Genomic DNA, 22,731 nt, shown 5'->3' with positions numbered 1-22,731 from the left:
AGCTGTGCGCCTCTAGTAACTTATTTCCAATCTTTACCAATACGGATTGTGAGATCAGATTCTAAATCACCAATCGCCGACACTTCGATTTGACCCAAGCCTAAGACTTTTTGCAAATCAACTCCAACTTGTCGGTTGCCTTTTTGGACAACAATCTGAGTTTGACGTTGGATATCTGGCCAATCAGGCACTTTGTAAATATTAGTAAAGCCTTTTTGTTTGAGATAAGCAATAACTTTTTCAGTTAGCTGAGGTTGATTGGAAGCATTTTGAATAGCAATTTTGAGGTTAGGGATCCGGCGCATATCTGGCTTTAGACCAGGTACATTTACCCCAACATAATCATTCAACAGGCTCTGTTGTCCAGTCATGTTCAGCCAATAGCTATCAGGGTCTTTGCTAAAACGGCTAAACGTACCAGGCAACACGGTCATTTGGAAATTATCCCGATCCAAGTTGAGTCCGAAGTTCACCAACGCCATCATTTCTTCCATCTTCAGGTTGGTATCAAAATATTTTCGCATCAAGCGAGTTAATTGAGGCAACCTGGGTAAGACGGTGGGACTATTGAGGCGTTGCAGCAGGGCTGCTATTAGTGCTTGCTGACGCTGCACTCTCGGCAAATCTCCCAAACCTGGGTCGCGGAACCGGGCAAACTGTTCTGCTTGTTCGCCGTTGATGGTTTGCCAGCCACTGACTAAATTAATCGACAGCCGACTGCTGGAGTCTTTATATTCCATTGATTTGGGAACAAAGACTTCTACTCCGCCTAACTGATCGACTAACTGCCGTAAGCCGCTGGTAGAAATGCGGATGTAACGATCAATTGGGGCATTATTTAAGGTACGGCTAACTACCCGCGCTGCCAAGACTGGGCCGCCTTTGGCATTGGCATCAGATACCTTAGTTAATCCCTTTTCTCCCTTTTCTGGGATGGCGATCATCGTATCTCTGGGAATCGAAAGCACCCGTACAGATTTTTCACTAGGGTTAAGCCGTACCAGCAGCATGGTGTCGCTTTTCCCAGCAAAGCTTTCTGGTGAACCATCAACAGTACCGTTGACTGGTTCAATCCCCATAATTAAAATATTCATCGGTCGTGAAAGCTGGTACTGGGAGAGTTTACTCCATAACTCTCCTGGTAATGGTATCTTTATCTCGTCTTTAGCAGCAGTTCCTAAATCTTCATCTGTTCGATCTAGATTGCTCCACAACGGAGTCCAAAGGGCCAACGTTGATACCAGTAACCCAGATAAGATGATGCCGATGACCACCGTCATGATCCACAACAGCCATCGAGGCATGGTCAAGCCCAGTCTCTCATAAAGCTGATTGGGAATTGCACCCACTGATTCGACGACGCTACGGTTCGGATTCGCTGGCTGGTTTAGTTCTAACTCCTGTGCGTCTGCTACTGGTGCAGGCGTTACCTGATTTTCCGGGCGTTGAAGTTGCTGCGATCGCATTTCATTTTCAAATGCTACTTGCTGAGATCCAAGCGGATTTTCCGACCATTCGACTTGTTTTATCACAATTATCTCCCCACTCAACCACTCCCTAAAAGTATGTTAATCCAAGCTACAAATATTGCCAGTGGAAAAGCTCACTGTAAACTTGTAATGTTCTTCGGTAGGCGTGTATGACAACATGAATACTTTATTGTTCCCCGTAATCCTTGCTGGTGGTAAAGGTGAACGTTTTTGGCCCCTGAGTCGCAAAGACCGACCCAAGCAATTTTTAAGTCTTGATGGTAGCTCTAGAAGTCTATTACAAGCAACCGCCGATCGATTGATTGAACTCGGTGGCGGGTGGGATTTTTTGTGGGTAATAACTTCTAATCAGATAGCTGAAGGTGTACGTCAACAATTACCTGATCTACCAGTTGAAAACTTACTGATTGAGTCGGAAGGAAGAGACACTGCCGCTGCCGTTGCTTGGACAAGTTTAGAAATCAAACAACGCTATGGAGAAGACGCTGTTATTGGCTTTTTCCCTGCTGACCACTGGATTGCCGATCAAGAGGCGTTTGCACACACATTAAGCGCGGCTACGCAACTGGCAGCAAGCACAGCAGCGATCGTTACACTGGGGATCAAGCCTACTTTTCCATCAACTGGTTACGGCTACATTGAACAAGGTGAAAAAATAGGTAGCTTTAATGAGTTGCCAGCTTATCACGTCAACCGTTTTACTGAAAAGCCCAACCGTGAAACAGCCGAGACTTTTTTATCTACGGGACGCTTTAGCTGGAATAGTGGAATGTTCGTTTTTCGGGCAGGGGTTGTTCTCAAAGAACTACATACCCATGCACCAGAAATTATCGAACCTTTAGAACAACATGGTCCTGATATCTATCCCCAGTTGCCTAAGAAGAGTATAGACTATGCGTTAATGGAAAAGACAACTCTAGCATACGTTTTGCCAGTTGATTTTGGTTGGGATGATTTAGGAGATTGGAATGCGATCGAGCGCTTACTCAAAACAGAGGAGACTCCCAATGTAGAACTCGGTACACATGTAGGACTGGATACGCAGGGGGCGATTATTTATGCCTCCAATCCAGAGGATGTAGTTGTTACTATTGGGTTAGAGGACGTGGTGATTGTGCGCGATCGCAATGTCACCCTCGTTGTCAAAAAAGAACGTACCCAGGAAATCAAGCAGATCCTAAAAATTCTCCAAAGCGATTCCCGATTTACCGACCTGCTATAAAAGTTAAAACCCTTGGCAGAGGCGAAAAAGTTGATTTTTCCATTATAACTTGACAGTCTGTTATTCTATCTGACAATTATGGACATTATTAGCTTTGAGCCTCTCGCCAAGACAATGGCAATCGAGTCTATTACTGCCTATCAAAAATATATTTCTCCGTCCAAAGGATTTAGTTGCTCCCATCGCTTATTACACGGCGGGGATTCCTGCTCTACTTACGTCAAAACTCTTCTGAACGAACAGAAGCTCCACCAAGCCGTAGAATCATCCATAAAAAGATTCCAAGTGCCGCAGCTAGCAAAACTTTAACAAGTACCAAAGCTACAGCCAACTTCCGTTGTATTGTCATCCCCTGCTTTAGCTCTTTAAACTTTTCTGCTTTTTTGCAGTTCTTTACAAAAATGTTCCTCACCCAAACTGTTCCCCGACAACGAGAAATTCTGGAAGTATTCCTTCGCAATGGCTGGGACTATATGCGAAGGTTACTTACTGGTGGCAAAGCTGATGAACCCCAGCTTCCGACACCTGCGGTTTTAAAAAATATCTTGGTAGACTTGGGGCCAGTTTACGTTAAACTTGGCCAGCTAATGTCTACGCGTCCAGATTTACTGAATGCCTCCTACATTGAGGAACTATCAACTTTACAAGATGAAGTACCGCCAGTTCCTTGGTCAGAGATAGAAATAATCCTCCGTAAAGAATTAAAACTTTCACTAGCAGAAACCTTCAGCACAGTTAACCCGATCCCAGTAGCGGCGGGATCAATTGCCCAGACACATCGAGCTACATTAATAGACGGTCGAGAAGTTGCTCTGAAAGTGCAACGTCCGGGAATTGATCTGACTATTGCCCAAGATATTGCTTTAATTCAAGGTATTGCCGATTTAGTGGCGCGGACTGAGTTTGGGCAAACCTATGAAATAAAATCCATCGCCGAAGAATTCACCAAAGCATTAGAAGCCGAGTTAGATTTTACACGGGAAGCGGGTTTTACAGACCAACTGCGGCGCAATTTATCTAAAAGTCGCTGGTACGATCCTACGCAAATAGTGGTTGCGGAAATTAATTGGGAATTGACCACAGAAAAATTACTGGTGATGGAATGGCTGGATGGGGTGCCGTTCCTAGAAGCGGATTTGGAGAACAACAATAATGGTAAAGACCCAGATGTGAAGCGTAAAGAAATAACTACTTTGTTATTTCGGGTATTTTTTCAGCAACTATATATTGATGGCTTTTTTCACGCTGATCCTCATCCAGGAAACTTGTTTTATCTCAAAGATGGTCGTGTTGCCCTCTTAGACTGTGGCATGGTGGGAAGACTTGATCCCCGCACACAGCAGATATTAACAGAAATGTTGTTAGCGATCGTTGATTTAGATGCTCAAAGGTGCGCTCAGTTAACTTTGCAGCTATCAGATTCTGCTCAACCAGTAATTTTGTCGCGGTTAGAAAATGATTACGATCGCATGTTGCGAAAGTATCACAACGTCAGCCTCACGCAAATAAACTTCAGTCAGATAATTTATGAAGTTTTGCAAGTTGCCCGCAACAATAAAATTAGGTTGCCTAGTAATATGGGTTTGTATGCCAAAACCCTAGCGAATTTAGAGGGTGTGGCGCGGACATTCAACCCGGAGCTTAACTTTTTTGATGAAGTTAAACCATTAATTACAGACTTGTTTCGTCGGCAATTACTGGGTGATAATCCAGTGCGATCGCTATTACGGACAGCCTTAGATATTAAAAGTCTGTCTCTCCAATCTCCTCGCCAAATCGAACTGTTATTAGACCGAGTTACCTCAGAAACCTTACAGTGGAATCTATCGCTGCGGGGGTTAGATGGCGTGCGGCGCACTATGGACGATGCCGCTAATCGGCTATCTTTTAGTATTTTAGTGGGTTCGCTGATCATGGGTGCGGCAATTATTTCCACCAGAGCGCAGACAACTCAGCTATCTTTTTTAAGCACCATCCTGTTTGCAGTCGCTAGTTTATTGGGTTTGTGGTTAATTATCAGTACATTGCGATCGGGACGTTTACGGTAAAACCTATATGTTGTGCTAGAAAATTATGATCGCTCTCACTGGCAAAAATTCTTGCTTTACTATTTGAAAACACAGATACATACAGCAGTTTGTAACTGAATGAGGTACAGAGCCTAGACTATAAAGCCAGGTATAAAACCTATTTTGCTTACGACTGTGCCAATTTTAGATTTTGGATTTTGGATTGAAAGAAAAATCTAAAATCTAAAATTGAATTACTCCTAACTCGTAACCGTTCACGGGGGGTAAAACATTTGCCTAAATGTCTAAAGCTATTTTTAGCAAGGCTTAGAGGTGATTTCTGGTATGAGATAATCGCTTTCCTTAATGCCTAAAAGACAATTAACATCCCAGTATATGACTTTTGCCTACTCAAAATTATCCCGAAAAAATAAAATATAGACTGGTTTTCATACTGTTTCCGTGTGATTTTCTATCGGCCACTTTTTTGATCACCCTGTGAACGGTTCCCCTCACTTCTCCTGTGAACACTGCTAAACACTAATGATTTATGTGTGTTTACCCCGAAGTTCTGATTGGTGGAAGCTGCCGTTTAGACTTTTCTCTGTATACATCTGTGGTTCTAATATAAAAAATATGTCAATCATCATTGCTGAAAATCTGAGTAAATCTTATCCAGTGGCAGTAAAAAGTCCAGGTATTAAAGGTACAATCACCCACCTTTTTCGCCGTACCTACCGCTCAATTAAAGCAGTTCAGGATGTTTCCTTTGAAATTGCTCCTGGTGAAGTGGTGGGGTTTTTGGGCCCAAATGGTGCTGGTAAAACCACCACATTGAAAATGCTCACGGGGCTGATTCATCCCTCTAGCGGTACAATCTCAGTAGCTGGACAAATTCCGTTTCATCGTAAAGAAGCATTTTTGCAAAAAATCACCTTGGTAATGGGGCAAAAGCAGCAGCTAATTTGGGACTTGCCAGCGCTGGATTCTTTAAAAATTAACGCCGCTGTATATAACATCTCTGATAAAGAGTTCCAGCGGCGGGTGGGAGAATTAACAGAAATGCTTTCCTTAGAAGGCAAACTTACCCAACCAGTACGGAAGCTATCTTTGGGTGAGCGAATGAAAGCAGAATTGCTAGCAGCACTTTTGCACCGTCCCCACGTATTGTTCCTAGATGAACCAACGTTGGGATTGGATGTAAATGCTCAAGCAGCAGTGCGCGAGTTCTTGCGCGAGTACAATCAGCTTTATCAGGCTACAGTGCTGTTGACAAGTCATTACATGGCTGACATCACAGCTTTGTGTCAACGGGTGCTGTTGATTCATCAGGGGAAGCTGATGTATGACGGTAGTTTAGATGGACTGCTGGAACGTTTTGCCCCGTACCGAGAAGTCCATATAGAGTTAGCCCAACCTCTACCGATAGAAAAACTTATGACCTATGGTGATGTGCAACTCTTAGAAGGGCGAGCAGTGCGTTTTATGGTGTCGAGAGAGGCGCTCACCCGCACTGTTTCTCAGATTTTGGCAGATTTGGAGGTAATTGATTTAACAGTTACCGAACCGCCCGTGGAAGAAGTGATTGGACGAGTTTTTCAGGCAGGTGTCGTGTAGTAAGTGCTGCGAGGAATAAAGTTGCTAAGAGGAGAATGCACCACAAATGAAAAAGATTATTAGAAAAGCTCTAACTTTACTGTTAGTATACTACGCATATTCGGTTGAGTATCGAGCAGAATTAATCTTTTGGGTTTTGTCTGGTTCTTTGCCGATTATCCTTATGGGTATCTGGATACAAGCGGCGCAAGGCGGACAGTTTGGGCTATCACCTGTGGATTTTGGCCGTTACTTCATTACGGTTTTCATTGTTAGGCAACTCACCGCTGTTTGGGTAATTTGGGAGTTTGAAACAGAGATAGTGCAAGGCAAGCTTTCGCCCAAGTTGCTACAACCACTCGATCCAGTATGGCATCATGTTGCGGGGCATATTTCTGAAAGATTTACTCGACTAATGTTTACTTTTCTATTAGTGGCATTATTTTTTATTCTTTATCCCCAAGCTTTTTGGTTACCAGGTTTGAGTAGATTTTTGCTATTTACATTGGCGGCGGTACTAACTTTTGCTTTGCGGTTTACGATTCAGTATACCTTTGCTATGTTAGCCTTTTGGACAGAACGGGCTAGCGCTTTAGAAAATTTTTGGTTGTTGTTTTATCTATTTTTATCTGGTTTGATAGCACCTTTAAAAGTCTTTCCAGAACCTGTGCAAAAAATAGTTATGTTTACGCCTTTTCCTTATTTGATTGATTTTCCTGCGAGTCTTTTGGTAGGGCTACCCGTAGATATAGGGCGAGGATTCTGGTCAATGGTGGGTTGGATATTAGTGTTTTTGGGTATGAATCGCTTTCTGTGGCGTGCGGGTTTGAAGCGGTATTCTGGAATGGGAGCATGAACAATTCATAATATGGTATAAGGGACTTCCAGTTAAAAAAACATCCCATTGTAGGGGCGCAAGGACAAGCTCCCCTACAAATGTACAAATAATTTTGGATAATTTATTTTTTATCAGTCCCGAAAGCGCCGTCTAATACGAAGGTAGCAAAAAAAGCCATGACAGTTTCTAACTGGCTCAATTGCTTATCGGCGCAAAGAATTTGCAATACCTATTGCACTTTGCTAGAGATGTTATAAATTACTCGGTATCGTCTTGAACTTTTCTACTGACCCCAAAGAATAATCTTCTAACTGAAAATCAGCAAAAGGCTTCTTTTGTAACCTATCCCGTAATGCTTCATCCAGAATTAAACCTGCTGATTTTTTTTTGACTCCAATAATTATAATACTTCTCTGATATTTGGTTAAATCTTGATTTTCCTGACAATCACTCCGTTGAAATTGCCCCAAATTTAATATTCGATAACCTTTGACCCTTGGTGTATTAATAAATAAATTTTTCACTAAAAATTGTATTTGTTTGGAACGTTCTAAAGCCATACGTTCTTGAACTGCTATATCTGCCTTACAAGAAACTGTGCCTACAGAGATAATCTCGGTAGGGTCTTGCATTATATTCTGGATACCTTCTTGTTCTAGGTTCAACTTTAAAAGGTCTAAACTAATAATTTCATCATTATATTTAATTTGAAAATTGCTACCTAAAAGCCATTTATATTCTAGTGATAAAACAGCTATATTAAATTCGGCTACCTTCCCCTGACTGTCCCTACCTTCTTGATAAGGAAAATAATCAATTTTACCTTTTTTTTCGGGAGATTGTTCGTAATTTTGCATCCCAGTAAATTTTGATGTCCGTGTTGCTAAAGCCACTATGCTAAGTAATCCTAATATCACTAACAGGACTGTAAAAAATGCCAGTAGTGGTACTTCTCCTGGCTGTTTATGTGGAGTCAATGAAGTTTGAGTAATTGGTGGTAGCAATTGCTCGACGTTACAATCTTCTACTAAATTAATGTTTTCAGGAGTAGTTTCTGTTAGTTCGGTTTCAATTTCTTCTAGGCGCTGTAAAATTTGCTGAGTATTGGCAGGACGCTTTTTTATATCCGGTGCTGTTAGCCAATCAATTAAATTTAATAGTAAAGGTGAGATATGGATGGCATGATTTTGCCAGTGCAATAAATTGTGCTGGACGTCATACATATCTAAGGGATGATGTCCCGTCAGCAAAAAGACAAAGGTGCGTCCCAAGGCAAAGAAATCTGATTGCGGTACTGCTTGACGATTCATTTGTTCTGGGGCGCTGTAGCCAGATGACATCAGTGCTGTCATCCCGTCGCCATTGCTGAGTTTGTCTGAGTTAGTTCTGCCAATTTCAGTGGCGGTGCCAAAATCAATCAGTACTAAATTCCCCCAACCCTTCCCAAGGGGAGAGCGAATCATGATATTAAATGGCTTAATATCTCGATGCAGGTACTGTTTAGCATGTACTAAATCCAAAATTTCTAGCAATTGTTTTAACCAGGCTATAGCTTGTTCCTGTGAAATAGGGTAATTCTGCTGTAGCCACTGTTCTAAGTTGTAGCCTTCGATTTTTTCCATTGCAATGCAATGCAGTACTAAACCATTTCGGGTTTGATACTGGAAGTAACTATCCTCCTTGGGAATACCGGGATGCTTGAGGTGTCCCAGTACAGTTACCTCTTGCTGAAATAGTTCTACTGCTTTGGCATCGTATGATACATCATTTTTAAGTATCTTAAGGATTTTGGGGGTATCTTGTTCGTATGCCTCATAAACTTTACTAAACCCTGTTTTGTCGCTCAACAGGCATGTCACCCGATAACGTCCTAGCAATTCCAAATGAGAACCACAACTTTGACAAAAGCGGTTTTGATGATTATTCGGGTGATTTGGTTTAAGGCAAACGGGATTGATACAAAGACTCATGACTGGCTTATCCGTACTTGAAGGGGAACGTAGACGCAAAAGGGTTTGTCGCTAGACATCGCTCCCAATACGCTTGGGTTAAGGATATTTGTAGGTTGGGTTGAACGTTCGCCAATAGCGTCCCGTAGGAAAGTTAAACCCAACAAACCACAAAAAATGTTGGGTTTCGTTTCTCAAACCCACTTGCTTCTCCCTACAGCCCTTCCCTAACGGGACGCCTTACGGCGAACGGGCATCCTACGGCAGTAGCCTCTCTCAAAGTGATAAGGGGAGACGCTCTTGCTAGCAAGATTTTCGTAAGGATACAAATCGGGAAACCGCAAAGGCGCAATGGCTCCCCAACCTACACTGGTTTTGGTTTTTGGCTTTAACTGAACCGTATTGACATCGCTCCTATTAATTCTTCTATTGCCGGATGATAATCCCGTCCAAATAATCATGAGATTTTCTATTTGTGTTCTGCCAAGAAAGCTGCTACAGTTTGGTTAAATGCCTCTGGTTGTGTCAAAAACGGCCAATGATTGCCGGGAATTTGGCAGATGCGTAAGTTTTTAAGATAGGTTTTGTAGGGTTTAATTTGCCAATCTTGGCGGTTCAGTCCTTGTTCTGGTTGGACGAAGATGGCAGGGGTGTCAAGAGGAATTGTAAAACCAGGTACTTGTATTACTGCTTCAAAAATACCGTCGCGGGCGGCTATGGTAAATTTGCTGCCCCAATTACCATCAGGTTTTTGTTCTATTCCTGCTTGGAAAACTTGCTGCTGTAAGGAACTCCATCCTTGATATTGCTTTAATTGGCGTGCTTGTTGTTCGGCTTCTTGATGACTGGCAAAGGGGCCCATGCTTTTGAGAAAAGGCAAGAAACGATACAACATGGGAAAAGTTATCTTGAGAAGGCTGGGCATTTTCCAGATGAAAATTGGATCGACCAGAATTATACTCCGCAAACGCTTTGGGTTTTGCCTTGCCCAGATGGCGGCTAATTTGCCTGTCCACGAATGACTTACAACATGGGCAAAAGTCCATCCAAGATGATCCATGAGTGCTTCGAGGTCTGCGATCGCACTTTCAAAACTATAATCTTTCACAGGCTTACTACTTTGGCCATGTCCGCGCATATCTGGTGCAACTATGTGGTAGTCTGCTGCTAAGTAATCTCCTAGACTAGACCAAACTAGAGCATGGTCGCCTAAACCGTGTAACAGCAGTAAAGGTTCTTGACCTTGGTTCCACTCTAAATAAGAAAGTTGGATATCAGGCTTTGATAAAGTTTGACGTATAGGCATGATTGCACATTCACTAGTGAAGAGATAGTTTGGCGTTTATATAGTACTGCCAAAGCAGATGGGGAGACTGTTTTTTGAACGTGACGAGAGACTTACCAGTCTTATCCCATAACACTTCACCTACTTTTTCGCCCGTTTTTTCTAAGCTTTGGTTGCATTTACCTACGGTACAGACAGCAGTGAATATGAAATAGCAGGGGGTATTCGCAAAAGCAAACGCACCCGCAAAATCAAGATAACACCCTTGAGGGCGACTCCAAAGGAACCAGCCAGTAATAACACTAAAACTGCATAGTCTCTTGTGTATTTAAAGTACACGATTAAAGGCACAAGATTGTTCTTTAATGCCCACCTATAATAATTTTCAGGTAATTAAAGTATATGGTAGGGTAGCACAACTAGCTGTGCTACTCTACAGGAGATTGTGTTTTAAATAGATGAAAAGAGACTTATACTTATTGGCGATCGCAGAACAAATTGTTGCAGAAAGGCAACAACGAGGTGAGTATAAATCATTGATTGATGTAAAGCAGCGCACTGGATTACCGTTTACTACTTATCGTCACATAGCTTAAAGATTATAGCGGTTGTCTCGTTCCCAGTCCCCGACTGGGAATGCCCCAACCTTTTTCCAAGGGAGTTTGACTGTAAATCGACTACCTTTCCCTAACTGACTTTCAGCATGGACAGTCCCACCGTGCAACTCGACAATTTTTTGTACCATTACTAATCCTAAACCAGTGCCGACTGATCGGTGGGTAAAGGAATTTTCAACTTGCACAAAAGGTTGAAATAATTTGAAAAGGTCATCGGAAAGCATACCAATACCCGTATCTACTACGCTGAAAAAGATATATTCATTTGTGGAATTTGGTTGGACTTCAATCCAAACTTTGCCTCCTTCTTTGGTAAACTTGATAGCGTTAGTCAACAGGTTGATAAATACTTGGCGAATGCGGCGTTCATCAACTTGGATAGGTTCGAGTTCTTCAGGGACTTGTACACTCAGTTGAATATTTTTTTGAAAGGCTAGATGTTTGACAAAACTGAGACTAGAGTCACATAATCCCTGAATCGAAGTAGTAGCTAGTTGTAGTTCTATCTTGCTAGATTCGATGTCGGTAAGGTCAAGAATTTGGTTAATCAATTCTAGTAGATTCTTACCGCTGGATTCAAGCATATTTAGATACTGGCGCTGTTCTTGACTTACAAGACCGTACACTTGATCTTGAAGTGCCTCTGTGATCCCAAGAATGGAGCTTAAGGGAGTCCTCAGTTGATGGCTGATGTTTCCTAAAAAGGTACTTTTGGCACGATTTGCTACTTCGGCAGCTTCTTTAGCCTCATTCAGAGCGGATTCTGCCCGTTTGCGATCGCATACTTCTAAAGTCAGGGCGACAAATTCCGCGATTGAACTAACGAAGTTTTGCTCACTCAAGTCCCATGTCCGGGGAGTCTCAATCTGCTCATACAATACTGTTCCTACTACTTCGCCCCCAACCCAAATAGAGGTGTCAATTAGGGATATAATATTCTTTGGTTTTAGTAATTCATCCGATAATTCTTGTACTCGTAAATCGGTGCGAGTGTCTGTAACGGCGATGGTACGGGCAGATGCCAAGGCTTTAAAGTAGATGGGATAATCTGCAAGGTTGCGTTCTAAACCTGCCGAATGTGTCTGGTTGCGACGTTCATAGAGACTTATACATTGTAATTTGGTGGGTTGGCGCAGCCCGCCGTAGGCATCGCCATTGAATAACCACACACCCACTTGTTCTACTTCTAAGGCATTTGCTGCTTTTTGGGTGATGATTTTGAATGCTGTTTCTAGATTTCCTTCTGAAATCGCCCTGTGATTTGCCAGTTCTGCTAGTGCTTGATTATGCTGGCCTAATCTTCGCTGAGTGTTAATCCGTTCTTGGATCTCTTGCTTTAATTCTTGAGTTTGCTGCTTAACTTGCAATTCTAACTCTTCATTTTTGGTAGACAATACACTAAAGGTTTTGCGTAATTGCTGCATCGTCTCATTGAAAGATTCACCTAGCAGCTCTAGTTCTTTAATGCCCTGTACTATCACCACTGAGTCTTCGCTATTGCTAAAATCGGCTAAATCTTTTGTTGCCCTGCTGAAGTTGAGAATTGGCTGAGTTATCCACCGGGCGGTGATAATACCCAGTAAAGTAGCTAGTCCCAATCCTCCCAAACAGAGAAAAATTGTGGTTTGAGTGTTGCGATCAATTTGTCCGGTAAAGTCTGCTTCTGGGACAGCCACTATAATCAACCAATTGACATTTGGTTCGCCCTGTAACGGTCTAACTTCTAAAAATTGTCGTTTGCCGTCAAAGAAGAAATCCAGCTGCTGTAAACTTTGAATCTGGTCAAAGTTACTAAATTTAGTTGCTAAATATTTAGCGCTTGCTTGAGTAAAAGAATTCCCGCTCTGGGAAGCTGCTAACCGAATGGGTTTACCATTTTGGACGCGGAATGGTTCTTCGGTTGTGGAACTTGCTACTAATAGCCCCGATCGCTCGATAATAAAAACTTGCCCAGATTTGCCAACTTTAAGATTTTGCAGCAAATCCCCAATCTGTGATATGTGAGTTAAAGTGCTGTTGACTCCAAGTAATTGACCTTGGGAGCTATATATAGGTTGAGATGCACTAATTAGAAGCGTTGGTTCGGTGAGGGGTGTAAAAATCCGACTAAAGCTGAATTTTTTGCCGGTAACTGCTGCTTGATAATCAAGACGCGATCGCGCATCATAGTTTTTGATCACCTCTGGTAGTTGGGTACGTTGACCTTGACGGTCAATTCTGTAAGTGTAGAGGTCGTATGCAGTTGACTTATCGGCAAGTCTTAGCAAAAATTGGCGATCGTTGAGCTTTTGGATTGCTAAGTGTTCTTGCTGTTCATTGCTTGCCGTTAAGGCGATTGCATCAGAAAAAATCTCTAATTGCTTTATTAAGTATGACTCCCAGGTTGCAAGATTTTCCATCTTCAGCAACCCGATGTCAATGACATTTTGATTACTGCTTAGTATTTGACGCGGGGTTGAGAGATAAGTCTGTAAACTCTGCTCTACTCGATTGGCGACTTGATGACGCAATTCGCTGGCTACCTCATTGACTGCCTTTTGCCCATTATTAATTGACAAGTATGCAGTTAATCCCACAGCTAGCAAGATTTGCAGCAGAAACAACGCTACCAGGATGCGACTTAGGGGTACGCCTTTAAATAGGGAAAAAACACTATTTTTTCCAAAATTTTTGTTCATCTGCCCACTTCCCCTGTTCCCGCTGACTGTTCTGTAGTACTGAGTACAACACCTCGACTTGGCACTCGTGTGGGCTTATGCATAGTTTGTACTTCGTCGGGTCAAGTGCCAATATACCACTTATGGTAAAAGAACAAAACATTACCCCGTGTGCAACTTTCTCTCAAATCTAACCCCCAACCCTAACCCTTGTAGCGTTGGGGAGCATGAATCAAAACCAAAACTCTTAAAGTAGAGATGAGATAATAATTTCAGCAGTTAAATATTGAGGCAAAGCCTTGATGAATGCATTCCCATGCAGAGTATGGGAACGAGGAAAAGCCTCATCAGTTAGAACACCATGATTCAGTAATCCTGGAAGAACCTCTCCTCCTACCCCTCTTTTTGTAGGAGAGGGGAGTCTAGCATGTGTGTCAACTTAAGCAAAAACCCCTTTAAAATCTCGTTTCCAGCCAGAGGCTGGAAATGCTCTTTCATTGCGGCTCTGCCGCAAGTCTTGAGGCAGAGCCTCCCATTAGGCATTCCCAGTCGGAAACCGGGAACGAGGCAATCTCTGAAGGACTTATCTAGAGAGGCTTTTACGTTAATTTGACACCAATGAGAGTTAAGCTGACCCTTCCCTACATGCGTTGGGGGCTGAGGGGTTAGGTTTTTGATTACTGAATTGATGCTCTAGGTTTGATATAAACTGGATTGAATTTGATCCCTTCTTGCTAATTTCAATTAAAAATAAAAAACAAAAATAATTTCAGATTATACTGCCTGTTTGTCAGTGCGATAAATTATATTCTAAAGCTGATGAATATGAAAGAAATCGATCAAAAACCCGATCAATTCGTTTCTGGTTTAAATTTATTAGTTCTAACTTACGTTATTAAGTAAATATAACTCTAGACAGATGAAAATTGAAACGTTACTGTTATTGTTAACGTATTTTTTCTGTGCTTAGGCAACATTCAAGTCTAGGCATTAGAGAAAAGGAGTTAATCACTAAAAGATTACTCCTAATTGTACTGCATCCTACGCACAGCAAGCCTCAAGACATAGGTTTTATTACTCATGCTCAACGTATCCACTCACAATTCTCAACAAAATCAGCAACTGATTGACACTACTGACTGGAACGTTATTGAAACGAAGTTTGACCAGACGCAGTTGCACCACAAAGAAACCGTCTTCACCCTTAGTAATGGGTTCTTAGGAGTACGGGGTACGTTTGAGGAAGGGTATTCCCAGGATTTACCAGCTACACTCATCCACGGTGTTTATGATGATGTGACAATTGCTCATACCGAACTTGTGAACTGTCCCAACTGGCTGCCATTGGTAGTGAAACTAGCTGGCGAACGCTTCAGCATGGACAGTGGTGAAATTCTCAACTACGAACGTCGGCTTGATCTGCGTTTAGGTTTAGTTAGCCGTGATCTGCGGTGGCGTAGTCCTAGTGGTCATACCCTCGATTTTCACTTCGAGCGTTTCGCCAGTTTAGCAGATCAACACGTTTTGGCGATTCGCGCTCAAATTACATCCGTAGACTTTGAGGGTGAAATTACCGTCGAAGCAGGATTTGACAGCGAACCAGATACCCAAGGCGTTAAACATTGGCGAACCTTAAACCAAGGTGGCATAGATCAGATTATCTGGCTAAATAGTCAAACCCTCTACTCAGGTATTGAACTTGGGATGGCTGCTAAGTTAGTGGTAGATGGTGAGGAAACTACACCCGTGGGCATCAAAAATGCTTCTAGTTCTCCCACTTTGACAACCATCTTTGAGTTATACCCAGGAAAAACGGCGACTGTCGAAAAGATTGTCACCCTGTTTACTTCACGGGAAACAGAAGTCCCGATCGCAGCCGCCTTAGAAAGACTCGCTGATGAACCCAGATATACTACCCTGTTGGCAGCTCACATTGCTGCATGGGATCAAGTGTGGCAAGACAGTGACATTATTATAGAAGGCGATCGCTTGGCTCAGTTAAGCGTCCGTTACAATCTCTTCCAATTACTAGCTGTTACACCGCGTCACGATAACCGGGTGAGCATCCCTCCGAAAACCCTCTCTGGTTTTGCCTATAGCGGACACATCTTTTGGGATACGGAAATTTTCATCCTGCCGTTCCTTACTTTAACTCAACCAGCCCTAGCGCGTAACTTACTCACCTACCGTTACCACACCTTACCAGGAGCTAGACGCAAAGCTCAAGAAGCAGGTTATCAAGGGGCGATGTTTGCTTGGGAAAGTGCTACCACTGGAGATGAAGTGACTCCTCGCTGGGTACCAACTCCCAACGGTGAATTAATCCGCATCTGGTGCGGTGACATTGAAGTGCATATCACTGCTGATGTCGCCTATGCAGTTTTACACTACTGGCAGACTACCAACGATGATGATTGGATGCGGGATTATGGCGCGGAAATTATCCTCGATACGGCTGTTTTCTGGGAAAGTCGGGTGCAGTGGAACCAAGAGCGCCACAGCTATGACATCCTAGATGTGATTGGCCCTGATGAAAATCATGATCGCGTCGATAATAATGCCTTCACCAATCTCATGGTTCAGTGGCATTTGCAGTCAGCTTTGGCGCTGTGGGACTGGCTCAAACAAGCTTACCCTGAAACTTCAGTCCAACTGGGGCAAAAACTCAACTTAACCATAGAGCGTCTGCACCGATGGGTGGAAATTCAAGAACGTCTATTTATCAATGAAGATGCCCAAACAGGTTTAATTGAGCAGTTTGAGGGCTTTTTCCAGTTAGAAGACATTAACTTCGCTGATTACGAACCGCGCAGCAAATCTCTGCAAGGTTTGTTGGGAATTGAAGCCACAAACCAAAAGCAGATTCTCAAGCAGCCAGATGTATTGATGCTTCTGTACTTACTGCGCGATCGCTACGACCATAACACCCTTACCACCAACTGGGATTATTACACCCAGCGCACCGACCACAGCTATGGTTCTTCACTAGGCCCAGCCATTCACGCCATCTTAGCTTGCGACCTCAATCAACCAACCGAAGCCTATATGCACTTTCTGCGATCGGCCTTGGTAGACTTGGAGGATGTAAGGCGTAACGCAGGCGAAGGAATTCACGCCGCCAGTGCTGGAGGAGTATGGCAAGCGGTAGTTTTCGGGTTTGGCGGGATTCGGATGACTCAATTTGGCCCCGTTGCTTGTCCCAACCTACCACCTAACTGGACGCGTTTGAAGTTTCGCCTGCAATGGCGTAACGAGTGGTATGACTTCGACTTACAAGCCGAAACAGAAGTCAAAGTTCCCACCTTGGCAGATACACGCTCAGAAATTTAATGGGGTTATCTTCGACTTGGATGGAGTTTTAAGCGATAGCTAAGAGTTTCATTAGTAAAAGCGACAGTTTAAAAGTTGATTCTTGTGAGGTTGTCCGTCTAATTGCCAACGATACAGCGGTTTTGAATTGAAAACCGCTGTATTGACTAAAAAAGGCGTTACTCAATAGCTCGCCTTTGACCAGATAATCATGAATTCATAATTCATAAATTTTAGACACTAGACCTCTTGCATAAGTCGAATAGACCCCCTTATAAAGGGGGGAAACTTGAAATCTTGCTCCCTCCCCTTGTAAAGGGGAGGGTTGGGGAGGGGTGATTCAAGGATTTTTGCAAAAGGTCTACTGTACAGAGCAAGCACGCTCCACTCATTAAATCAGTGGTCGAAAACAGAGCGTTGAGAGTTCAGAGCTAACATGCTATAAGAAATTATGAATTACATTGATGTATTTTCTGTGCCTCTGTGGTTAAATAAAAGACTTTTAAACCACAGAGACGCGGAGGGCGCAGAGAGAAAAAAAGAGATTTTTCGAGTCACCTTGAAAGGGCTACACCTGAATCCTTAGCAATATTTATAGAAGTCAAAGGCGAAACTTCGTATTTTACTTTTAGTGTTATTGTTTCTTGCTTAGAGATGTAATCATAAATAAAAGATTATATGAACTATAGATTTATTGCTATTTAATAGTACTTATTTAAATAGTTGGCTGCGATACATAAACTTTTATTTATACCTGCAATCTAATATTTATTTAATAATTTCCCTTTCGGAGTTAACTATTTTGTTTTAAAAGCAAGTAAACTAATTTGAACAAGGGAAAGTTACCTCCTCGGTAGACTTCAATCAATTAATATAAGTCATTAGGTTTATTAAAGATAGTTGATATTGCCTTTTCTTCAAAGAAAGGTTGAATTGGCACGACTATCATAGCTTGATATATCTATTGATAATGCAAGATAAATTTATTTATCTTTGTCATAGCTATAAAGAATAAAATTCATTTGTAAGGAGACTTGATGACAGAATTTTTTAATCAAATTTCCCGCCGCAAATTAATCTTAACTGCCGGAGTATCTGCGGGTGCTATGTTCTTGAAAGGCTGTTTAGGAAATCCTCCTGACAACCTTACTGGTAAGAACTCTCAAGTTGTCCCAACTGCTCAGACAGTTGCTAATATTAGCCCTGGACAAAAACCAGAAACTACGAAAGTCAAGCTGGGATATATTCCAATTGTAGAAGCTGCTCCTTTAATTATTGCTAAAGAAAAAGGCTTTTTTGCTAAGTATGGTATGACTGATGTTGATCTTTCTAAGCAAGCTTCTTGGGGTTCAGCACGGGACAATGTAGAAATTAGTTCTGCGGGGGGTGGTATTGATGGCGGTCAATGGCAAATGCCAATGCCGCATTTAATTACAGAAGGTTTAATTACCAAAGGCAATAAAAAAATTCCGATGTATGTGCTGTGTCAGTTAATTACACATGGTAACGGAATTGCGATCGCCAATAAGCACCAAGGTAAAGGTATCAGTTTGCAGCTTGCTAGTGCTAAATCTCTGTTAACGCAACTCAAATCCTCAACACCTTTCACTGCTGCATTTACTTTCCCTCATGTCAACCAAGATTTATGGATTCGCTACTGGTTAGCCGCAGGCGGCATAGATCCTGATGCAGATGTCAAGCTGCTTACAGTACCTGCGGCTCAAACTGTCGCCAACATTAAAACAGGAACAATGGATGCCTTCAGTACAGGCGACCCTTGGCCATATCGTCTTGTTGAAGAGAAAATTGGCTACCTAGCAGCATTAACCGCAGAGATTTGGAAGAATCATCCTGAAGAATACCTTGCCATGAGAGCCGACTGGGTTGACAAAAATCCCAAGGCAACGAAAGCGATACTCAAGGGCATCATGGAAGCACAGCAGTGGTTGGATAATTTTGATAACCGCAAAGAAGCAGCGCAAATTCTGGCTGGACGAAATTATTTTAATCTTCCCTCAGCCGAAATTCTTGCAACTCCATATCAAGGCAAATATGACATGGGAGATGGACGTAAAATTGATGATAAATCAATGGCAGCTTATTACTGGAAAGATGAGAAAGGTAATGTTTCTTATCCCTATAAAAGTCATGATCTATGGTTTATAGTCGAGAATGTCCGTTGGGGATTTTTACTACAAGATTACATCACGAATAATGCTGTAAAAGCTAAAGAACTAATCAATCAAGTCAACCGTGAAGATATTTGGAAAGCAGCTGCTCAAGAAACTGGTATTGCCGCTGCTGATATTCCAACAAATACATCTCGCGGTGTAGAAGAATTTTTTGATGGCATCAAATTTAATCCTGAAAAGCCAGAAGAATATTTGAAAAGTCTCAAAATCAAAAAAGTTAGTGTTTAGTAGAGACGCGATTAATCGTATCTGTACAAGCCAAATGACCAATGACAAATAATCAAGAGAATAAAGCATCATGACAATAGCCCAAAAACGCCCTGTAACCCCTAGATTTAATAACAGCTTTATATCTCGTCTGCAAAAGCAATTTCCTGACATTGTACCGCCAACGATCGCGATCCTCATCTTCCTGATCATCTGGCAACTGTTCGCTTTTACTCCCGGTGCGACATTACCAGGCCCAATACAGGTTATTCAAGATACCTGGGTACTAATTTTCTGGCCCTTTTATGACAGAGGTGGCATAGATAAAGGTCTGTTTTGGCAGATTTGGGCTAGTTTACAACGAGTTGCTATCAGCTATACCCTAGCAGTGATCGTTGGTATTGGCTTGGGCATTTTGATTGGGGTGAATAAAACTATGTCCAAAGCTTTAGACCCCATCTTTCAACTACTGCGGACTGTACCACCCTTGGCTTGGGTTCCCATTTCTCTAGCAGCCTTGCGACAAAACGAACCAGCCGCTTTATTCGTAATATTCATCACCGCAATTTGGCCAATCTTACTTAATACTGCCGTCGGCGTTACCCAAATTCCCCAAGATTACAACAACGTTGCCAAAGTCCTGCAACTTAGTCGCAAAGAATATTTTATTAATATTCTGATTCCTGCCGCTTTACCTTACATTTTCACCGGCTTGAGAATTGCGATCGGTTTAGCTTGGTTAGCGATTATTGCCGCCGAAATTGTTATGTCCGGTATCGTCGGAATTGGCTTTTTTATCTGGGATGCCTATCAAAATAACAACGTCAGCGAAGTGATATTGGCTCTAATTTATATTGGCGTTGTCGGTTTAATCCTAGATAAAATGATGGGTTGGCTTCAAAACAAGATTTTACCAGCAGAACAGAAATAGTCATTAGTCAGCATAATTCGTAATTATTACCCCACGGCTGAAATTAGCAACCTAATTGAAAAATAAATTTATTTATCTCCATATTAAAGTCAGGGGCTTGTACCTTGAATTACGTAGCTTGCTTCTCGCCGGAGGCGAATATTACGAATTAGTAATTATTGAGTCGTTGGTCTTTATTTATTTGTAAGAAAATAGAAAATAAAGACTACGTACCAATAACTAATGACGAAAGACAAAGGACAAAGGATAAATAAATTATGTTTGTAGCTGTTGATCAAATTGAAAAAGTTTTTGAATTAACTGGTGGTGGCAAATATATTGCCCTTAAAGGAATCGACCTTCAAATTAAAAAAGGAGAATTCATTTCTTTAATTGGTCACTCCGGTTGCGGCAAATCCACTTTATTAAATATGATTGCAGGTTTGGATTTGCCCACTGAAGGTCTTGTGACTTTAGAAGGACAAAAAATCATCAAACCAGGCCCAGACAGGATGGTAGTGTTCCAAAATTATTCGCTACTACCTTGGCGGACAGTTAGAGAAAATATTGCCCTGGCGGTAGATTCAGTAATCAAAGGGTTGCCAGCCTATGAACGCCAAGCGATTACTGAAAAACATATAGATATGGTGGGTTTGCGTCCCCATGCTGATAAACAGCCGGGAATGTTATCTGGGGGACAAAAACAAGGAGTTGCGATCGCCCGCGCTTTAGCAATTCGCCCCAAGTTGTTACTATTAGATGAACCCTTCGGTGCATTGGATGCACTCACACGCGGTAATTTGCAAGAACAACTCATGCAAATCTGCGAAGAAAATCAAGTCACTGCTGTGATGGTTACTCATGATATTGACGAAGCGGTGCTGTTGTCTGACCGAATTGTCATGCTAACCAATGGCCCCGAATCCAAAATTGCGGAGATTTTGGAAGTGGATATTCCTAGACCCCGCAAACGGATGGAAGTTGTAGAACATCCCAGCTATTACAGCTTGCGGAGTGAAATGATTTACTTCCTCAATCAGCAGAAACGCATCAAGAAAATTCGGGCGCGGAAAACTGCGGATATCGCTCGTCATGGATTGGAAAAAGTTAATCTAGAAATTGGCTTTTTGCCACTGACTGCTTGCGCCCCGTTGGCTGTTGCCAAAGAGAAAGGTTTCTTTACCAAGCATGGTTTAGATGAAGTCAACCTCGTGCGGGAAAGTAGCTGGCGCGGCATCGTTGATGGCATGACTGGCGGTTACTTAGATGCGGCTCAAATGCCTTCGGGAATGCCGATATGGTTAACACTGGGAGGACATAATAACCAACCTCTGCCCGTTGTCACTGCCCTCACCATGACTCGCAACGGTAACGCTATTACCTTAGCAAAACGTTTTTACGACCAAGGCGTGCAAACCTTATCAGATTTCAGAAATCACCTGATTCTCACCCGCGAACAAAGGCATACAATGGGGGTAGTACATCCCGCATCTATGCACAACTTGCTGCTGCGTTACTGGCTAGCGGCTGGAGGAATCGACCCCGATGGCGATGTAGATATGAAGACCATTCCCCCAGCGCAGATGGTAGCCGACTTAAAAGCTGGAAGCATTGATGGTTACTGCGTCGGCGAACCTTGGAACTACCGCGCGGCTGTGGAAGGTGTTGGCTTTACCATCGCTACCGACTTAGAAGTTTGGCTGGGACACCCTGGTAAAGTTCTTGGTGTGCGGGAAAATTGGGCAGAAAATTATCCAAATACGCATATCGCCTTAACCAAAGCTTTGTTAGAAGCTTGCCAGTATTGTGCAAATCCCGATAATTCCCAAAGGATTCGCCAAATTTTAGCAGGGCGAGAGTACGTCAGCACTGATTTAGAATACATTCAACTCGAAGATCCAGATAGTCTTACCTGTGACTTAGACCATCCGTTGCGGGACTATGCCCATCACCAGTTTTATTCTGAGTCTGCCATCAACCGCCCCAGCCGCACCGAACAAATTTGGATTATGAGTCAATTGGCGCGTTGGGGTGACACTCCGTTTCCCAGAAATTGGGTAGAAGTTGTGGAAAGGGTATGCCAAGTTCGTATCTTCAGTACCGCTGCACGGGAATTAGGTTTAGATATTAGCTACATTCGCCAACCCATCAAACTGTTCGATGGTACTCCCTTTAACGCCGATGATCCAATCGCTTATCTCAACAGTTTGAAAATTAAACGTGATTTTTCAGTCGCGGAAGTTGTTCTTGATGCACCTAGAAGAAGACTCGCTTCATAAAAAAATCGTGAGAGAAAGAGGGAGTGGAAGAAGTAGGACATCAGGCGCGAGTTTTTGAACTCCATTAATGAGCCTCTGAACTCCATTAATGAGCCTTTGAACTCCATTAATGAGCCTTTGAACTCCATTAATGAGCCTTTGAACTCCATTAATGAGCCTTTGAACTCCATT

16 protein-coding genes are annotated in these 22,731 nt (G+C 42.5%); 11 read left to right on the top strand and 5 right to left on the bottom strand.

Going from position 1 to position 22,731, the window contains the following annotated elements; translation table 11 throughout:
• Positions 1–20: 20 nt before the first annotated feature.
• A complete protein-coding gene (locus V7K21_RS11435) occupies positions 21–1,532 on the bottom strand; it encodes an LCP family protein (protein WP_335174253.1) in 1,512 nt (503 codons plus the stop codon).
• Between the two features lie 115 nt (positions 1,533–1,647).
• Here V7K21_RS11435 and V7K21_RS11430 point away from each other — a divergent pair, with 115 nt between their 5' ends.
• The 5 genes from V7K21_RS11430 to V7K21_RS11410 all read left to right on the top strand — a co-directional run bounded on the left by V7K21_RS11430 (position 1,648) and on the right by V7K21_RS11410 (position 7,173).
• Positions 1,648–2,712, top strand: coding sequence for a mannose-1-phosphate guanylyltransferase (locus tag V7K21_RS11430; protein ID WP_335174251.1), 1,065 nt, complete (start codon positions 1,648–1,650; stop codon positions 2,710–2,712).
• 78 nt (positions 2,713–2,790) lie between these two features.
• Positions 2,791–3,021 carry a membrane protein insertion efficiency factor YidD gene (gene yidD, locus V7K21_RS11425; protein WP_335174249.1) on the top strand — a complete coding sequence of 77 codons (231 nt, stop codon included), beginning with the start codon at positions 2,791–2,793 and terminating at the stop codon, positions 3,019–3,021.
• A gap of 92 nt (positions 3,022–3,113) precedes the next feature.
• Positions 3,114–4,760, top strand: a complete 1,647-nt coding sequence (locus tag V7K21_RS11420) for an ABC1 kinase family protein (protein WP_335174247.1) — start codon at positions 3,114–3,116, stop codon at positions 4,758–4,760.
• Positions 4,761–5,357: 597 nt separating this feature from the next.
• Positions 5,358–6,338 carry an ABC transporter ATP-binding protein gene (locus V7K21_RS11415; protein ID WP_334964239.1) on the top strand — a complete coding sequence of 327 codons (981 nt, stop codon included), beginning with the start codon at positions 5,358–5,360 and terminating at the stop codon, positions 6,336–6,338.
• A gap of 46 nt (positions 6,339–6,384) precedes the next feature.
• The gene (locus V7K21_RS11410) at positions 6,385–7,173 is read left to right on the top strand and encodes an ABC transporter permease (RefSeq protein ID WP_335174244.1); all 789 of its coding nucleotides are present in this window, start codon (positions 6,385–6,387) and stop codon (positions 7,171–7,173) included.
• Positions 7,174–7,406: 233 nt separating this feature from the next.
• Here V7K21_RS11410 and V7K21_RS11400 read toward each other — a convergent pair whose 3' ends face one another.
• The 3 genes from V7K21_RS11400 to V7K21_RS11390 all read right to left on the bottom strand — a co-directional run bounded on the left by V7K21_RS11400 (position 7,407) and on the right by V7K21_RS11390 (position 10,410).
• Positions 7,407–9,125: a serine/threonine-protein kinase gene (locus tag V7K21_RS11400; RefSeq protein ID WP_335174242.1), complete on the bottom strand. Its 1,719-nt coding sequence runs from the start codon at positions 9,123–9,125 to the stop codon at positions 7,407–7,409.
• A gap of 206 nt (positions 9,126–9,331) precedes the next feature.
• On the bottom strand, positions 9,332–9,565 hold the full coding sequence (locus tag V7K21_RS11395) for a hypothetical protein (RefSeq protein WP_335174240.1): 234 nt from the start codon (positions 9,563–9,565) through the stop codon (positions 9,332–9,334).
• A gap of 8 nt (positions 9,566–9,573) precedes the next feature.
• Positions 9,574–10,410, bottom strand: coding sequence for an alpha/beta fold hydrolase (locus tag V7K21_RS11390; protein WP_335174238.1), 837 nt, complete (start codon positions 10,408–10,410; stop codon positions 9,574–9,576).
• A gap of 148 nt (positions 10,411–10,558) precedes the next feature.
• On the opposite strand from V7K21_RS11390, the gene V7K21_RS11385 reads away from it, so the two are divergent.
• The gene (locus V7K21_RS11385; protein ID WP_335174237.1) at positions 10,559–10,705 is read left to right on the top strand and encodes a hypothetical protein; all 147 of its coding nucleotides are present in this window, start codon (positions 10,559–10,561) and stop codon (positions 10,703–10,705) included.
• Positions 10,706–10,847: 142 nt separating this feature from the next.
• The gene (locus V7K21_RS11380; RefSeq protein ID WP_335174235.1) at positions 10,848–10,985 is read left to right on the top strand and encodes a hypothetical protein; all 138 of its coding nucleotides are present in this window, start codon (positions 10,848–10,850) and stop codon (positions 10,983–10,985) included.
• Here the strand turns inward: V7K21_RS11380 and V7K21_RS11375 are convergent.
• Positions 10,982–13,684, bottom strand: a complete 2,703-nt coding sequence (locus V7K21_RS11375; protein ID WP_335174233.1) for an ATP-binding protein — start codon at positions 13,682–13,684, stop codon at positions 10,982–10,984. The genes V7K21_RS11380 and V7K21_RS11375 overlap by 4 nt on opposite strands.
• Positions 13,685–14,743: 1,059 nt before the next feature.
• Between V7K21_RS11375 and V7K21_RS11370 the strand changes: the two genes are divergently transcribed.
• The 4 genes from V7K21_RS11370 (at position 14,744) to V7K21_RS11355 (ending at position 22,560) form a co-directional block, all read left to right on the top strand.
• Entirely contained in the window at positions 14,744–16,993 is a 2,250-nt protein-coding gene (locus V7K21_RS11370) for a glycoside hydrolase family 65 protein (RefSeq protein WP_335174231.1), read from the top strand.
• A gap of 1,016 nt (positions 16,994–18,009) precedes the next feature.
• Positions 18,010–19,392 (top strand): CmpA/NrtA family ABC transporter substrate-binding protein, encoded by a 1,383-nt coding sequence (locus V7K21_RS11365; RefSeq protein ID WP_335174229.1) that lies wholly within the window; start codon positions 18,010–18,012, stop codon positions 19,390–19,392.
• A gap of 70 nt (positions 19,393–19,462) precedes the next feature.
• Positions 19,463–20,302 (top strand): nitrate ABC transporter permease, encoded by an 840-nt coding sequence (ntrB, locus tag V7K21_RS11360; protein ID WP_335174227.1) that lies wholly within the window; start codon positions 19,463–19,465, stop codon positions 20,300–20,302.
• A 257-nt stretch (positions 20,303–20,559) separates the two neighbouring features.
• Positions 20,560–22,560 (top strand): ABC transporter ATP-binding/substrate-binding protein, encoded by a 2,001-nt coding sequence (locus V7K21_RS11355; RefSeq protein WP_335174225.1) that lies wholly within the window; start codon positions 20,560–20,562, stop codon positions 22,558–22,560.
• Positions 22,561–22,731: the final 171 nt, after the last annotated feature.

Origin of the sequence: Nostoc sp., from assembly GCF_036919595.1 — a bacterium.
GTDB lineage: Bacteria > Cyanobacteriota > Cyanobacteriia > Cyanobacteriales > Nostocaceae > Nostoc.
This window is presented reverse-complemented; position numbering and strand designations above follow the sequence as displayed.